This window comes from Williamsia sp. 1138, from assembly GCF_002095435.2.
In the GTDB taxonomy this organism is placed as follows: domain Bacteria; phylum Actinomycetota; class Actinomycetes; order Mycobacteriales; family Mycobacteriaceae; genus Williamsia.
The window spans coordinates 80,563-96,060 of sequence record NZ_MJEJ02000033.1 but is presented as its reverse complement, the minus strand read 5'-3'; the positions used below and the strand labels follow the sequence as shown (position 1 = coordinate 96,060).

12 protein-coding genes are annotated in these 15,498 nt (G+C 63.5%); 5 read left to right on the top strand and 7 right to left on the bottom strand.

Features of this window, described 5'->3' with window-relative positions; translation table 11 throughout:
* The first annotated feature begins 69 nt into the window (after positions 1 to 69).
* Together BH683_RS07010 and nhaA are read left to right on the top strand one after the other, a co-directional pair.
* The gene (locus BH683_RS07010) at positions 70 to 1,359 is read left to right on the top strand and encodes a glycosyltransferase family 87 protein (protein WP_084835547.1); all 1,290 of its coding nucleotides are present in this window, start codon (positions 70 to 72) and stop codon (positions 1,357 to 1,359) included.
* Positions 1,352 to 2,674 (top strand): Na+/H+ antiporter NhaA, encoded by a 1,323-nt coding sequence (gene nhaA, locus BH683_RS07005; protein WP_084835546.1) that lies wholly within the window; start codon positions 1,352 to 1,354, stop codon positions 2,672 to 2,674. The genes BH683_RS07010 and nhaA overlap by 8 nt, the downstream gene beginning before the upstream one ends.
* 34 nt (positions 2,675 to 2,708) lie before the next feature.
* Here the strand turns inward: nhaA and BH683_RS28610 are convergent, their stop codons facing one another.
* The 5 genes from BH683_RS28610 to BH683_RS06970 form a co-directional block, all read right to left on the bottom strand.
* A complete protein-coding gene (locus BH683_RS28610; RefSeq protein WP_168186987.1) occupies positions 2,709 to 2,849 on the bottom strand; it encodes a hypothetical protein in 141 nt (46 codons plus the stop codon).
* A gap of 1,942 nt (positions 2,850 to 4,791) precedes the next feature.
* Complete coding sequence (locus BH683_RS06985; protein WP_084835582.1) at positions 4,792 to 5,091, bottom strand: pentapeptide repeat-containing protein; 300 nt, start codon at positions 5,089 to 5,091, stop codon at positions 4,792 to 4,794.
* A gap of 59 nt (positions 5,092 to 5,150) precedes the next feature.
* Entirely contained in the window at positions 5,151 to 6,515 is a 1,365-nt protein-coding gene (locus BH683_RS06980; protein WP_084835542.1) for an FAD-binding oxidoreductase, read from the bottom strand.
* Positions 6,512 to 7,927 carry an amino acid permease gene (locus tag BH683_RS06975; RefSeq protein ID WP_246833234.1) on the bottom strand — a complete coding sequence of 472 codons (1,416 nt, stop codon included), beginning with the start codon at positions 7,925 to 7,927 and terminating at the stop codon, positions 6,512 to 6,514. Before BH683_RS06975 ends, BH683_RS06980 begins: the two co-directional genes overlap by 4 nt.
* 193 nt (positions 7,928 to 8,120) lie before the next feature.
* A complete protein-coding gene (locus tag BH683_RS06970) occupies positions 8,121 to 9,080 on the bottom strand; it encodes a pseudouridine synthase (RefSeq protein ID WP_084835540.1) in 960 nt (319 codons plus the stop codon).
* A 103-nt stretch (positions 9,081 to 9,183) separates the two neighbouring features.
* Here BH683_RS06970 and BH683_RS06965 point away from each other — a divergent pair, with 103 nt between their 5' ends.
* Both BH683_RS06965 and crtI read left to right on the top strand, forming a co-directional pair.
* Complete coding sequence (locus BH683_RS06965) at positions 9,184 to 10,134, top strand: squalene/phytoene synthase family protein (RefSeq protein WP_084835539.1); 951 nt, start codon at positions 9,184 to 9,186, stop codon at positions 10,132 to 10,134.
* Positions 10,131 to 11,714, top strand: a complete 1,584-nt coding sequence (gene crtI, locus BH683_RS06960; protein ID WP_084835538.1) for a phytoene desaturase family protein — start codon at positions 10,131 to 10,133, stop codon at positions 11,712 to 11,714. The genes BH683_RS06965 and crtI overlap by 4 nt, the downstream gene beginning before the upstream one ends.
* 55 nt (positions 11,715 to 11,769) lie before the next feature.
* On the opposite strand, the gene BH683_RS06955 is transcribed toward crtI, so the two are convergent.
* On the bottom strand, positions 11,770 to 12,882 hold the full coding sequence (locus BH683_RS06955) for a polyprenyl synthetase family protein (RefSeq protein ID WP_084835537.1): 1,113 nt from the start codon (positions 12,880 to 12,882) through the stop codon (positions 11,770 to 11,772).
* 232 nt (positions 12,883 to 13,114) lie between these two features.
* Between BH683_RS06955 and BH683_RS06950 the strand changes: the two genes are divergently transcribed.
* The gene (locus BH683_RS06950; protein ID WP_246833226.1) at positions 13,115 to 14,539 is read left to right on the top strand and encodes a DUF1254 domain-containing protein; all 1,425 of its coding nucleotides are present in this window, start codon (positions 13,115 to 13,117) and stop codon (positions 14,537 to 14,539) included.
* A gap of 15 nt (positions 14,540 to 14,554) precedes the next feature.
* Here BH683_RS06950 and BH683_RS06945 read toward each other — a convergent pair whose 3' ends face one another.
* Positions 14,555 to 15,487, bottom strand: coding sequence for a pyridoxamine 5'-phosphate oxidase family protein (locus BH683_RS06945; protein WP_084835536.1), 933 nt, complete (start codon positions 15,485 to 15,487; stop codon positions 14,555 to 14,557).
* Positions 15,488 to 15,498 lie beyond the last annotated feature (11 nt).

Sequence of the window (15,498 nt, the reverse complement as noted above, 5' to 3'; positions counted from 1 at the left end):
CCCGCGTGACGCCCTCTGCAAGCCACCGTTGTTGTGCCGCTGACTGTTTGACATGGAAGTGGCCCGACCATGCCTGACGCGTCCGAGAAAGACGGGTGTGCCGCGGCGGCGAATCCCGCAAACAGTGTCAATCGAGTGCTTTTTCCTCGGCTCGACCGGGCCCGGGTGGTCGCGCTGGTGTTGTGGCCGATCGCGGTGGTTCTGGTACTGCAGAGATCGGTGATCCTGGGTGTCAACGGCAGCCGGACCGATGACTTCGCGCCGGTGTACCGGGCGGCGCTGGCCTTTCTCCGACGTGAGCCGGTGTACATCGAAAACTACGCCAACGTTGATCCGCACTATCTCTACCCACCCTCGGGTTCGCTGGTGATGGCCCCTCTGGGATATCTGGATCCTGAACGGGCCCGCTGGCTGTTCATCGCCGCGTCGGCGCTCGCATTGGTCGGATGCGCGGTGTTGCTGGTCCGCATGTTCGGCTACTCATTGTCATCACCTGTCATGCCCGGCACTCTGCTGGCGATGTTCATGACTGAAAGCGTTGCCAACACACTGATTTTCGTGAACTTCAATTCCTTTGTCTTGCTGGGTCAATTGGTGTTCATGACGTTGATGCTGCGACGAAAAGACTGGTGGGCCGGCGTACCGCTCGGGCTGACGCTCGCGGTCAAACCCGTGCTCGGGGTGCTATTGTTGCTGCCGTTGTTGAACCGGCAGTGGAAGGTTCTCGCGGGCGCGTTCGCAGTCCCGGCAGTACTTACCGCGGCCGCGTGGCCCGTGGCTGTCGATCCCGACGCCTTCGTGCGCAGGACCGTGCCGTACCTACTCGAGGTCCGCGATTACTACAACAGCTCGTTGTCGGGGTATGGCGTCTACTTCGGTGTCGATCACTGGCTTGTCCTGCTGCTCCGGATCACTTTCGTTGGCATGGCCGCATTCGGAGTGTGGTTCCTCTATCGGCACTACCGGACCAGCAATGAACTGCTCTGGCTGACCACCACCTCCGGCGTGCTGCTGGGTACCTCGTTTCTGGTGTTATCGCTGGGACAGGGCTACTACTCGATGCTGCTGTTTCCCCTGTTGATGACCGTGCTGCTCCCGGGGTCGGTGATGAGGGCGTGGCCGGCGTGGCTCGGCGTCTACGGCTGCCTGTCGTTTGACACCTTCGCCTCCCAGCGCTGGGAGGCCTTCGGTCGCATCCTCGAATACTCCAAGGTCACCTGGGGCTGGTCGCTGCTGATGGCCACCGTGTTCTTCGTCCTGCTCTTCCGCCATCTGGATGTACGACGCCACGAGCGCACCACAACACCGCGCTCGCCCCAGAACCCAGAAAACCCACGTGAGGTAATTCCCCATGTCTGACAACAACACTCGCTCACGCCGTAGCGCGCTCTTCGCGCGTGGTTCTTGGGCCGAGACGTCCCGTATATCGAGCATCCTGCGCAAGGAGACCGTTGGCGGCGCGTTGCTGCTGGTGGCGACTGTGATCGCCCTGGTGTGGGCCAACTCTCCGTGGTCGGAGGCGTACACGAGTCTGGGGGAGTTGACGGTCGGTACCGACGCCTTGGGTGTGCACCTGGATCTGTCGCTGGCGACGTGGGCCGCAGATGGCCTGTTGGCGATCTTCTTCTTTGTCGTCGGTCTCGAACTCAAACGTGAGTTCGTCGCCGGTGATCTGCGTGATCCTGCCCGTGCGGCCTTGCCGATTGCTGCTGCGGTCGGCGGCATGATCGTGCCGGCGGTGATCTTCGTGGCGTTCACCGCCCATGTCGGCGACGGCGCCATGAAGGGCTGGGCGATCCCTACGGCCACCGATATCGCTTTCGCTGTTGCTGTTCTCGCTGTCATCTCGACCCACCTGCCTGCTGCCTTGCGCACGTTTCTGCTGACTCTGGCGGTGGTCGATGATCTGCTGGCGATCACCGTGATCGCGGTGTTCTACACCGAGGACATCAACCTGACCGCGCTCGCGGTGGCCGCCGTGCCGTTGGCGTTGTTCGCGTTCTGCGTGCAACGCCGCATCCGCTCGTGGTGGCTGTTGATTCCTCTGGCTACGTTGACGTGGGTGTTCGTGCACGAGTCCGGGGTGCATGCGACGGTCGCCGGAGTTCTGTTGGGTTTCACCGTTCCGGTGTTGCGCAGTACAGCCGCCGGCGGCCCCGATGCCGGGCCGGGTTTGGCCGAGCATTTCGAACACCGCATCCGGCCGATTTCCGCGGGGTTCGCGGTTCCTGTTTTTGCGTTTTTCGCTGCCGGGGTCACCGTGGGTGGGTTCGACGGTTTGACCGACGCTCTGACCGACCCCATTGCGGTGGGTATCGTCTGCGGATTGGTCGTCGGAAAGGCCGTGGGCATTTTCGGTACCACCCGACTGTTGTCGGCTGTGACGCGGGCGTCGCTCGATTCCAGTGTTCGGTGGATCGATGTCGTCGGTATATCGCTGCTGGCGGGTATCGGGTTCACTGTGTCCCTGTTGATCGGTGATCTCGCTTACGGGATGGGTTCAGAGCGCGATGACCACGTCAAGATCGGTGTGCTGACCGGATCGCTGGTGGCCGCTGTGCTTGCCTCGATTCTGCTGCGCGCTCGAAATCGGCATTACCGCAACATTTGTGAGGATGAAGAACGCGACGACGATCACGACGGGATCCCCGACGTCTACCAGCGAAGGGATTGATCGCACCTGGCAAGCCGACTTGCGGTCGATGGTGTCAGCCGAACAGTCCACCCACTGATGATCCCGACGACCCTGCAGGCGGTTCGGGTGGTTCGTACGCACTGACGGTCCCGGTGAAGGTGCCGAAGCCTTCTCCGTCGTTGGCGTCATCGGTAACGCCGGCGCCGGCGACCATGCACCTCACGGTGGTGGTGGCGCCTGCCGGGAATGCGTTGCCCGACGCTGGGGTGCACTCGGCCAGACCGGCCGGCAGGGTTCATTCGGCGATGGTGCCTTGACCAGTGCTCGTCAGCTGCTGATCGGCGGGTGCTGGCTCGCGATGTAACGCGGTCAAATGGATTTGTTTAATCAGATTTCCGGAAAGCGGGTCGCGACGAGGTGGGTCGCCCTACCGTGAGTACGCAGCGGACGCGGCAACAGCGTCCTGATCACGCTGAGAGGGCGGACATGAAGCGGTCAGCAATTACAGGACTCTGTGCGGCTGCTGCTGTCACAGTTATCGCGTCGTTTGCCGGGGCCGGCGCTGCATCTGCTGCGACCAAGGGCACGGAGATCAGTGGCGTCAATAATGGCAACTGCACTGCCACGATCACGGAGGTCAATCACACGAATTCGACCAATTACCAGCCTGATTGGTGGTTTGAGCAGGAGAATGATCTGGCGTTGGTCAACGCCACACAGCTTCCGGCGAGCATGCAGGCACCGTGGCGTGCGGTCAACGGCATTCCATGGCCAATCGCCAGGTGGGTCGGAACCGAGTCTCCGTACCTCACGTCGGGTCTCGCTCCGGGGGTTCTGCCATGGGGATCTGGGAATCCGTACAACGGCAGTGCACAGCCTGATGGATTCGTCACTGAAAGGACCATCGACCTGAAGACTGCGGTAGGTGCTCCACCGGCATCAGCCGACGGGACGAAGACGATCTGGTTCCGTATTCGCACGGGTCCTCAGACCGCTGATAGAGCGCCGACTCCGCAGCAGCTCGTCGTCACCGGATGTGGTGAGACGCCAGGAGGTGGGTCAAGCTCCGGGTCCAGTGGCGGAGGATCGAGTATCGGTTCGTTCGATCTGGGTGCACTCCTTAACTGAACCCCGCATTGGCACCCCCGCGCGGCAGGTCGGTCAGCGATGACAGCGACCGCAGGTGGCCGGGTTGGGCAGGGAAGACTCATACGACTGCTCGCCGACGCCGAACTGGAGAAGGACGCCCTGCGTGAGGTGGCGAAGGAAAAAGTCTGAGCCCAGCCGCCAAGCGCGCCAGCGACATGCTCGTCACAACGATCGGCATGTCGAAACAATTGGCATGCATAGCTGTTGGGCTGCCCGCTCCACTATAGTCGCACCCCGATCGCCCAGAACGGCAGCAGACCCAGACGCTGAGCTAGGGGCCTGGTTACGGACCTACGCCAACAACACCCGGTCGATGGGTTCCGACGGGCCTGGGCGGCGCTGCGGTTCGACAAGCATCGGGATGTGAACAAGAAGAAGGTTCACCGCCTGTGGAAGGAAGAGGGCCCTGTGGGTCCGCATCAATCATCCGCGCAAGCGTGCGGCCAGGCGTCGGTGCCGTTTGTGGACGCTGATGCCCCGAAAGTGGTGTGGGCAGTGGATTTTCCGTTTGACTCCACAATCGGTTGAGAAGGCCATAAAAGATCGCGTCGATAGTAGATGAACACCCGGCTCTCGGTGCTCAACATCGTGGAGCGCTCGATCACGAGGGACCGGCTGGTCGTCGGGTGGGCAAAGCGTTCGTACTGTGGGGCGGGCCTCCGCAAGTGCTGCGGATGGGCAACAGGCCGGAGTTCATTCCCCATGCACTGAACAGTTTGCGACAAGAGGGTAGGTATCTCTTATCTCCCGCCGGGCACGCCGTGGAACAACGGGCACATCGAATCGTTCAATTTTCGCCTACGAAAACCACAATCAGTGAACCAGCCTGATCGAGGCCGTGTGGTCATCGAGGACCTTGAAGACGACCACAAACATCGACACCGGCACTCATCGCTGGGCTATGGGACGCCGGCCGAGTACGCTGCACAATGCGCGCACACCCAGCACCCGGTGGAGTGCGGGATCAACTGATCAACTACCCGTGGCTCTAGATCCACGTGACCCTACTATTGGGGACTTGCCAGTGCGACGAGCCTTTTGGTGAAGTTCGCGCCGGTCATCGTGCTGTTCTCGAATCTTGTCCCGGATAACTCACCGCCGGTGAAATCTGTATTCGAAAAGTCGCCATGGATCCGCCTGGTGCTGGTCAAGTCGACCTCTACGAAGCTGGCGTCGACCGCTATCGGGTCGGCCAGGAAACTGCCCGCGAAAGAGGCGCCGGTGAGATCGGCGTCAGTGAAATCCGTTCGAAATATATTCCTGGACGAGAAGTCCGCGCCGGCAAGATTGGCGCCGGCGACGAGCACCGAACGTACGCGCCGGAGATGCGTGCACGATTCAGTGGCGGGGAGTTGGGGAGGAGTGTTCACAATCCTTGCTCGAAAGTGAAGACGTGGTGTGGGTCGTACTCGGCCTTGATCGCGTTCAGGCGGTCGACGCCGGTGCCCCAGTAGTCGGTTCGCCAATCCACCGCATCCGCATTGGGGACGTTGCTGTAGGCCCCAGACACATAGGGCGCCAATGCCTCATGGAAGTCCGCGACCCACTGCAAGCACGCAGGCGCCAGCGGGTCGTCGGATGAAGACGACCCGCCCCGGACGCCCCAGCCCGCGCCCGGCTCGGCGTAGAACAGAGCGTTGCGGTGCGCGAATGCCGACCCGCCCGCCGGTTCAGAATGCACGACCTCGCCGCCGAATGCGTTCGCGAAGTAGTTGCACAGCGGCGTAGGAGCCGTCGAGATGAAGGTGCAGATCAGATCGATTGCCTCTCGGGGGAATGGCGTCGACGCGAACTGGGACAGGAACTTCCAGTTGGCCGGTTCGTCTGCGATCGGGATCTGGAACGCCGTGTAGTTGTCCACCCAGCTCGCGTCCGTCATGGTGACCTCGGGCGCTCCGACAGCCAAGATCGGGGCGAGTAGGTCCAATGCCTCCGCCTCCGAGCCCGATACCAGCACGCCCAGCACCTGCACTGCGTCGCTACTGATCTCGATCTGGCTCGTCAGTCGGCTGTCCGTCGTCGGCGCAGATCGCTGCCAGACGTCGAAGACAGCGGGCAGATGGTCGATTCCTGGCCACGTCGCTGTGATGTAGATGGTCTGCGTCAACGGATGCACCCGGTAGGTCAGCGACGTGACGACCCCGAAGTTGCCGTTGCCCGCGCCTCGCAGCGCCCAGAGCAGGTCTGTGTGGTGCGTTTCGTCGGCGACGATCACCTCGGCGGCGCCGTCATCGGAAGGAACCACGATTTCTGCTGCCAACAAGTTGTCACAAGCCATCCCGAAGATGCGGGTCAGTAGGCCGAAACCGCCGCCCAGGGTGGCGCCGACCAGACCGACACTTCCCTCGGTACCGGTCGGTGCTGCGAATCCCTCTCGCCCCAAGGCGGTTACGGCTTCGAGTTGATTGAGCCCGGCGCCCACCGTCGCCGTCTGCGTCTGCGTGTCGAGCGAAACGGACTTCATCTCGCTGACGTCGATCACGATGCCGTCGTCGACACTGGACCAGCCTTCGAGGCAGTGTCCACCGCTGCGCACCCGGACGGGAACCCCATGACGCCGCGACCAGGCGAGCGCGTTGACGACGTCGGTGGTCTCCTGGGCATACACGATGACCTGGGGGGCGTTGCTGAACAGCAGGTTCCAACCGGCGCTGGCCGCTGCGTAGTCCGCGTCGCCGAACCTGACGACTCGGCCGGTCAGCGCGTCAGAGGACGAACTCGGCGGCCTCATTCGGTCGACTCGACAACAGCGTCGACGGCGTCGCCACCGGACGGTTCGGTCTCGAGAACTTCGCGATTGAAGATCATCATCTTGGCGAAGTAGATGCCGCCCATCAGGATCAGACCGGCGACGATGACGTTGGAGGCCGTGGAGTCACCGGGGGTGACGAGTACGAACAGCGCGAAGACAACCCAGATGAGGGCCGCCACGGCGATCGGTAGTTCGAAGCGTCCGAGACTGAACCCTCCTTCCTTGTACTCCAGGCGTTTTCGGACCACCAGGTAGAGGACGACGGTTGCGCCGTAGATGAGTGCGGGCAGCAGTGTCGAGGCGGTGATCAGTTGGATCAACGCGTCTCCCGGCAGTGCGACCAGCAAGACCACGCCGACGACCAGGATGAGCAGGGTTGCGAATATCGGTGTCTGGGTGCGCGGATTGACCTTGCTCATCAGGCGGTGCGCCGGGAATCGTCGGTCTCGAGCCATCGCAAACGCCTGACGCGAACACGCAGCCATGACGACCATCCCGGCACCGAAGATCGCGAAGACAATGGCGGCCAGCAGTATCCGTTCCATCACCGGCCCGAGTTGGTCGCGGATGATGGCCGCAACGGGTGATCCGCTCTTGCTGATGGCGTCGACGTCATCGATGGCAAGGGTCAGTGCGATCAGGAAGAAGAATCCTGCGACACCCGCGGCGACCACGGATGCGACGATGGCACGCGGCACGCTCCGAAACGGGTCCTTGGCCTCCTCGGCGAGGTTGGCCGCGGAGTCGAAGCCCACCAGGGTGGTCAGACCCATGAGCATTCCGGCCGTGAGACCGCCGCCGATGGCGAAGTAGTTGCTGTCTCCTGCTGTGACGCCCCGTGAGGTGAGGTTGCTGATCTCACCGCTGCTGGTGAACGCGACGACCGCGATCAGCGCTACCACCAAGATTGCGACGATGGCCAGCTCGACACCGACAGCGCCCGAGGTGATGAGGCCCAGCAGCCGGGTGGACGCGATGACCAGGACTGCCTGGATGATCAGGATGACCACGGTGATGATCCGGGCGACGTCCTCGTTTTCGTCCATTCCGACCAGCGGCATGAATGCCTGACTGGCCAGCGCGCTGTCCAAGGCGACGACCGCGGTGGCAAGGAACCAGAAGGTGAGCCACCCGAAGAGCCAGCCGACCTTGGGGTTGGCCAGTCGTGAGGCCCATTGATAGGACGACCCGCTCAGGGCTATGCGGGCAGCGAACTGGGCGACGACGAGAGCCACCAGGGTTTGGCCGACCACAGCGATCAACCACAGCCACATCCCGACAGGACCAGCGGTCACCAGCAATTCGCCATATGTCCCGAAGATGCCCACGGCTACGGAGATGAATGCGAAAGAGATGGCGAAGACCTGGAAACCACCGAGGGTGCGCTGCAACTCCGGGCCCGAGTCCTGTGCGGAAGACGGCGGTTCGGCTTGGGAGTCGTCAGTGAGGGGTGTCGACACGCGGAATACCTCAATCATCGGGTGAAGGCATTCCGGGCTGCTGAGCGGAACGTCGAAAGAATGCTAACCCGACTTACGTCGGTCTGCTGCAAATTTCACCAATCAGATACGTCGCGTGCCGGCGTCAGGCAACGGGTGCCTCGAGCAGAGTCCGACGGGTGATGAACGTCCGCGGCAGTCCCGACAGCGGATCGGTGAATTGCAGTTCGCGAGCGAGCAATTGCATCGGGAGTGAGTGGTCGTCCGGTGCCTCGGCCAGCAAGTCGGGATACCAGGTGTCACCGAGAATTCCGATACCGAGTGCGGCCAGATGCACTCTCAATTGGTGCCGACGGCCCGTATGCGGGCGAAGAAGTGTGTGCAGAACAGCGCGACCGGAGGCGCTGAAGCCTGACCCTCGGACCTCGATCACCGTCTCGGAATTGGGTGCGAGTGCGTCGTCGATCACCACCCGCAGCACGCCACTGCGCGAGGCGATGTGGTTGCGGTAGGTGACAGGCACCGGGTGCCCGGCGAGCGACGGTGCGTCTGCGTCCCACTCCGGCGGAAGTGCCGAGACCGCTTCATACACCTTGGTGACCTGACGCTGTTCGAACAGAGACTGGTATGCGCCGCGGGTGGCGGGCCGGGCCGAGAACATCAACACCCCCGCTGTCGCGCGATCGAGGCGATGCATGGGCACCAGGTCCGGATTGTCGAGACGGGTCCGGAGCCGGACCAGCGCCGTCTCCTTCAGGTATCGCCCGCCGGGAGTGGTCGAGAGGAAGTGTGGCTTGTCGATCACGACCAGATCGTCGTCGATGTGCAGGATCTCCTCTTGCGAGGAGACCGGGGTCTCGGCCGGAAGATCGCGGTAGTACCAGACGAATGGATCCGCGCCCAGTGGTGTGCTGCGGTCGATCGGACGGCCGTCGGAGCCGACTATCTCGCCGCGGTCGAACCGGCGGTGCAGGTCGCCGGCGTCCAGGTGGCTGAAAGTTGCGACCATGAACTCGGCGACAGTCGTCCACGGTCCGGCGGTCGGGATGCGCAGCCTCGTTGCGCCGACCCCGTTCCTGACGGGTAGCGGCGAGGGCATCGGCATCTGGTCATTCTGTCACCGGCTGCGAAGCCATCCGAACCGTCCTCGGTTCCGAATGCAGGTCAAGGGGTACTCAGCTGCTGACAGAAGGCGAGGACTGGTCGGGATGATGCGAACACGAGGGCGCGTAGACGCGCTACAGCCGTATCGGCGTTACGATGCGGCCGCCGATGCGAGCGCCGCGTTGGTGATCCGGCACTACTCGACATCGTTTGGCCTGGCGACGCGCATGTTGCGCGGACAGGTCCGCCAAGACGTGTGCAACATCTACGCGCTGGTTCGGGTTGCCGACGAGGTGGTCGACGCGCCTCGGCCCGGCCAGGACGGTGCGGATCGGTTGGTCGAACTCGACAAGCTCGAGCAGGAGACCTACTCGGCGATCGAGACGGGTTCGAGCGCCAACCTGGTGGTCCATGCATTCGCCCGCAGCGCGCGTCGCGTCGGCATCGACGAATCATTGATCGCGCCGTTCTTCGACTCGATGCGGACCGACCTTCAGCGCACGAAGCACGACTTCACCAGTCTCGCCACGTACATCTACGGCTCTGCAGAGGTGGTCGGCCTGATGTGTCTGCGTGCTTTCGTCGCCGGTGAGCGGAATCCGTCGGCGCGCTACGAAGAACTGGCGCCCGGGGCCCGACGGCTCGGTGCGGCCTTCCAGAAGATCAACTTCCTACGAGACTTCGGTGACGACAGCGACGGACTGGGACGTCAGTACCTCGTCGGTCTTCGGCCAGATGACCTCGACGAAGAGATCTGGAGCAGCTGGCTCGACGACATCGACATGGACCTGACCGCAAGCGCCGAGGCCATAGCCCAGCTGCCGCGCGGTTGCCGCGTGGCGGTGTGCACGGCGCACGACCTGTTCGCTGAACTGACAGCGCGGCTGCGGGCGACCTCGGCGGCCGACGCCCGGCGAGACAGGGTGCGAGTGCCCACTCCGGAGAAGGCGCGCATCGCTGCCGCGGCCGCACTTCGCCGCGGCCGACCACAACTCGCAAGTGCGCATGCGCTCACCCATTCGAGTGATCTGACGAAGGAGTACGGACGGTCGTGACGGCAACATCGAAAAAGGTCGTCGTCATCGGTGGTGGTGTCGCAGGTTTGGCGACGGCCGCACTGCTCGCCCGCGATGGGCACGACGTCGACCTGGTGGAGAAGAACGACGACCTGGGCGGCCGGGCCGGCTCATGGGAGCACGAGGGCTTTCGATTCGACACCGGACCTTCCTGGTGGCTGATGCCCGATGTCTTCGACCATTTCTTCGAGCTGCTCGGCACGACCACAGCTGAACAGGTGAGTCTGGTGCGCCTGGACCCTGGGTATCGCGTGTTCTTCGAGGGCGTGGCCGAGAAGATCGACATCGAGGGTGACGAAGAACGGAACCGGGCCCTATTCGAGAGCATCGAACCCGGCGCCGGCGCCGGCCTGACCTCGTACCTCGACTCAGCGCGAGAGGCGTACGACATCGCCGTCAAGCGATTCCTCTACACCAGTTTCGATTCTCCGCGTGCATTTCTCGGTCTCGACGTCCTGCGCAACGCCCCGAAGCTGGCGGTATTGCTCACGAAGTCGCTCGAGGCTTTTGTCTCGCAACGGTTCTCCGACCGGAGATTGCAGCAGGTTCTCGGGTATCCAGCTGTGTTCCTCGGCTCGTCTCCCGAGCGCACGCCTTCTATCTATCACCTGATGAGCTGGCTCGACCTGGCCGACGGAGTCCGTTATCCGCAAGGCGGTTTCACGACGTTCGTCGACGCGTTGGCCCGTCTTGCCACTGAGAAGGGGGTGAGGGTGCACACCGGAACATCCGCGACCGCGATTCTCACGCGTGCCCGGCAGGGTCGCTCTGGAAAGGGGCGAAGGCGCAGTGAGGTGACCGGCGTCAGAGTGCGCGATCACAGTGGCGGAGAACGGGACGTGTCTGCCGACATCGTCATCGGAGCAGCCGATCTGCACCACGTGGAGACCCGGCTGCTGCCCGCGAATCTGCAGACCTTCCCGGAGAAGTGGTGGGACAAGGCAACATCGGGACCGGGCGCGGTGCTGGCCTATCTCGGTGTGCAGGGCGGTGTTCCCGAACTGGCTCATCATTCGCTGTTCTTCACCGACGATTGGACAACGAACTTCGACGCGATCTTCGAGTCACCCACCCACATGCCCGATCCGGCATCGCTGTACGTGTGCAGGCCGTCCGCCACGGACGATTCAGTTGCCCCCGCCGATCACGAGAACCTCTTCATCTTGGTGCCCTCACCCCCGGATCCTGGTCTCGGGCGCGGGGGAGTGGACGGCATGGGCGCTCCCGACGTCGAGAAGGTGGTCGACCAAGCGATCGCGACCGTGGCGGAATGGGCGCACATCCCAGATCTTGCCGAACGGGTCGTGGTGCGGCGCTCGGTGGGTCCGGCCGACTTCGTCGACAACGTCAACTCGTGGTCAGGTGGTGCGCTCGGCCCGGCACACACGTTGCGCCAGAGTGCGTTCCTGCGGGCGACCAACCGGTCACGCAAGGTCGAGGGTTTGTTCTACGCCGGATCGAGCACCCGTCCCGGTATCGGTTTGCCGATGTGTTTGATCAGTGCAGAACTGATTCGCAAGCGGCTGAAGGGTGATCGCTCGGTGGGCCCGTCGAGCTGAGTCCTGCACCGGCCGAACGGCGTCCGCGGTTCGACCCGGTGCCGACGTCGACCGGTCAGGAGCGGCGCCACACACACCGTTCGATCAAACCGGTCAGTGCGGTCCGGGTGAGCTCGTCGACAGGCAGGTATTCCAGGATCTCCATGGCGTTGTCCGTCAGCTCGCGGATTCTGTCCTCGACAGCTTCGTCGGCCCCCGTGTCTGTGAGCACCGACCGCACTGCTTCGAGATCGGCGTCCCCGACTGCCGGGTTACCGAGAGCGTGCCGGAGTACTTGCTTCTGCGAGTCGCCGGCCCGGGATTCGGCCACGGCCATCAGGAGGGTGCGTTTGCCCTCCCGGATGTCATCGACGGCGGGCTTGCCGGTGACCTGCGGATCGCCGAAGACACCGAGAAGGTCATCGCGAAGCTGGAAGGCTGCGCCGGCGGTCAGTCCGATCTGGTCATAGAGGTGCAGTAGTTCGTCGTCGCCACCGGCGATGGCAGCGCCGAGACGAAGAGGATGGCTGATCGTGTACTTCGCGCTCTTGAGTTCGAGGATGAGGTCGGTGCGCCGGCGCGAGGTGCTTACCTCGGTTTGGCTCAGCATGTCCAAGTACTGACCGGCGTAGGCCTCGTCGCGCATCCGCGACCACATGGCACGGACAGTGCGACGTGTCCGGGAGTCCAGCGAGTCGGTGGACATCGCGGCCAGGTCGTCGGACCACGACAGAAGCATGTCACCCACCAGGATGGCGGCCGCGGATCCGTGGTTGTCGGCGTCCCCGAGTCGCTGCTCGCGGGTGTGCCCGTCGGCGAATTGACGGTGCACCGTGGGGAGCCCGCGACGGGTGTCGCTGCTGTCCATCAGGTCGTCATGGACCAAGGCGGCGAGATGGAAGAGCTCGATGGCCGCGGCAATCTCGGGGACACCCTCGACCAGCTCGCCTCCGGTCGCGCCGTACGACCCCCACAAACAGAACTGTGCGCGGATCCGCTTCCCGCGACCCAGCATGTCCACGATCGCCGCTGTCAGCGACGTGACCTCGGCGCTCATCTCGCCCATCGCCACCGAGTGGCCGGTGACGTGCGTGGTCAACACGTCGCCCACCGAGGCCAAGATCGTACGGTTTCGCTCCTCTACCAGGTCGTTTGTGATCGGCGCCGCGTGCTGGTCTATCGACATCATCTGACGTTCTCCGTGTCCGGCGTAAGTCCAGTTACCAAAGGGTGCTCAAACCATTCGGAGCCGCCCACGGGATCGGATGGGTGTCTGACGCGACATTCTCGACATCGTCGACGACGTTCCCTCGGCCCCTCCCGTGCGGACCGATCTCATTCGTTCGAGATGACGCGGCCCGGCTCATGAGTGGCACATGCTGACCTTGCGGTTCCCGTGCCGCCAAGGAGGCAGGACAACGATGGATGACTCTGTGGACACGCCCGACCTGCGGTCGGCGCTGGAGACGATCGGTGTGCCCGATCGTGTCGAGACACCGCTGGGAACCTACGAATTCTTCGACGGGGTGCCCACGCCCGAGACCACCCGCACCCTGTACGACGGCTTGGACTATCTCCGCGGCGTCGACGTGTTCCTCAACACCGTTCCCGGCGCATCACTCGTCGCGATGCGTCGCGGTTTTCGCAGCGTCGGAATCGATGGCCTCAATGTCCTCGGGATCACCGACCCGAGAGCGAACTCGGGATCGTTTTTTCTGACCCCGAACACCTCGACGGCGTACGGCGTCATGTTCATCGACCTTCGCGACGGCCCGGTTGTCATCGAACCACCCACCAATTCGCTGTGCGTCGTCGACGACTTCTGGTTCCGCTACATCGCGGACATGGGGTTGGCCGGTCAGGACAAAGGGGAGGGTGGAAAGTACCTGTTCCTACCGCCGGGATACGACGGCGACGAACCTGATGGCTACTACACCTATCGCAGTGACACATTCACCATCTGGGTCGTCCTCAGAGCCCTCGCTGGTGTCGACGCGATCAAACAAGCACGCGTCTATCGTCTCTCTGACGCGCTGAGCCCACCGGATCTCGTCTATGTGAACATCGCCGAACAAGTCTTCAACACCGTGCATTCCAACGACTTCAGCTTCTTCGAGGAGATCGACGAGCTCGTCCAGGAGGAGCCGCCCGGCTCGTTGGATCCAGAGCGTGCAGGCCAACTCGCAGCGATCGGCATCGTCCACGGGCAGACCTTCGCACCGGATGAACGACTGCGTGCGATTCTCGGTTCCGCCGCCCGCACTGCCGCCGGCATGAGTCGTGCGCTTGTCTACTTCCCTCGCAGTCGTGAAAACTTCACCTTCGCGGAAGGCTCGTGGAAGGACGGATTCGTCGGTGGCAGTTACGAATTCATCAAGGACGATGCCAGGCTCCTCGATGCGCGAACCCTGTTCCACTACGCAGCAACCGTCATCACTCCTGCGATGGCGCATGCGCAGGTCGGGGCGGGGTCGGCGTACACGTACACAGCTCAGGACGCCCGTGGACAGATATTGAACGGCGCGAACACCTATCGACTCGTGCTGCCGCCCAACCCGCCTGCAAAGAACTTCTGGTCGCTGGACATATACGACACCCAGACGCGGTCGCTGCTGTGTACCGACAACCCGCACCCGAGCGTGATGAGTCTGAGCGGCACCGTCACACCCGAAACCGACGGGTCGATCGTGCTCTGGTTCGGCCCAGCGGCGCCGGAAGGGCGCGAGAACAACTGGGTGCAGACCGTTCCCGGGAAAAGCTGGTTTCCCATACTGCGGATCTACGGACCCCTCGAGTCATGGTTCGACAAGTCGTGGCAACCTGGTGAAGTCGAAGAAGTGCAGTAGCGGCGATCGCCGGACTCAGCTGATCGGTGGGTTGCGTGGGTAGGATTCGGCCGGCCCGGCGCGCAGCTCGGTGGCCCGGCTCACCACGTGGTCGATGCTGACCACGGTTCGTCGGCCGGTATGCCCATCGTCGCCGGGTGTACCCGCCTGCGCCGACCATTCGGTGCAGGCGTTGCCGCTGATGTGCAAGGCCCGGCCGGTGGCGAAGTCGACGAACAGCAGTGCGGCCGCAGGATCGACCTCGAAGTTTCCCAGCGTGTTGAACATGTTATTGCCGGGGTAGTCGGGCCACCACAGCTGGTCGAGGTTGTCGAGACGCACGAAGCCTGACGGTCCGCCGCGGTGCGAGGTGTCAATGCCGTGCGTCGGGTGGGTGCTGCCCAGAAGCAACGTTTCCGCGGCGCGGATCAGGTCACGGTCGGCGGAGCCCAGGCTCCGACCGTGGCGAGCGTCCGCGTTGCTGAGGGGACCGCTCGTGATTCTCAGATCCCGATGCGCAATGTACTTGGGGCAGTTGCCGTAGGCCTGCTCGACGGTGATGGAAAGACCACTTTCCGTTGCGCGGGTCAGGGTTCCGTTGATGCGGACCCGCCGCCGGGTCGCGAAGTCGATGACCAGGAGGCCGACGGGTTGGTCGGGTGCGAGCTGATGCAACGGGTCGCCGGGGGCGGGGGAGCCGGCGATGGTCAGAGTCGTCGGCGTCAGGGCCGCGAGGAAACCGGGCGCGCCGGCCAACGGTGAAGTCCAGAGGATGCCTGCGGCGTCGCGAGCGGTGATGGCGGCGAATGTTCGTACGCTGAGGAACTGGGCGAGACCGCCACTGAGTTCCCCGGGATCGAGCATGCCCTCGAGTCGGGCCGCCTGGGCGCTGACCCCGGCGCGACGTTGCACCGCCAGTTCGCCCTCGTGAAATCCGCCGGCTTCGGGTCGATGGGCGAGGGTGCTCATGGTGGCCTCTC

Coding starts and splice junctions, on each gene's coding strand:
- BH683_RS07010 (WP_084835547.1), top strand. CDS start 70: ATGCCTGACGCGTCCGAGAAAGACGGGTGTGCCGCGGCGGCGAATCCC.
- nhaA (WP_084835546.1), top strand. CDS start 1,352: ATGTCTGACAACAACACTCGCTCACGCCGTAGCGCGCTCTTCGCGCGT.
- BH683_RS28610 (WP_168186987.1), bottom strand. CDS start 2,849: ATGGTCGCCGGCGCCGGCGTTACCGATGACGCCAACGACGGAGAAGGC.
- BH683_RS06980 (WP_084835542.1), bottom strand. CDS start 6,515: ATGAGGCCGCCGAGTTCGTCCTCTGACGCGCTGACCGGCCGAGTCGTC.
- BH683_RS06970 (WP_084835540.1), bottom strand. CDS start 9,080: ATGCCGATGCCCTCGCCGCTACCCGTCAGGAACGGGGTCGGCGCAACG.
- BH683_RS06965 (WP_084835539.1), top strand. CDS start 9,184: ATGATGCGAACACGAGGGCGCGTAGACGCGCTACAGCCGTATCGGCGT.
- BH683_RS06955 (WP_084835537.1), bottom strand. CDS start 12,882: ATGATGTCGATAGACCAGCACGCGGCGCCGATCACAAACGACCTGGTA.
- BH683_RS06950 (WP_246833226.1), top strand. CDS start 13,115: ATGGATGACTCTGTGGACACGCCCGACCTGCGGTCGGCGCTGGAGACG.
- BH683_RS06945 (WP_084835536.1), bottom strand. CDS start 15,487: ATGAGCACCCTCGCCCATCGACCCGAAGCCGGCGGATTTCACGAGGGC.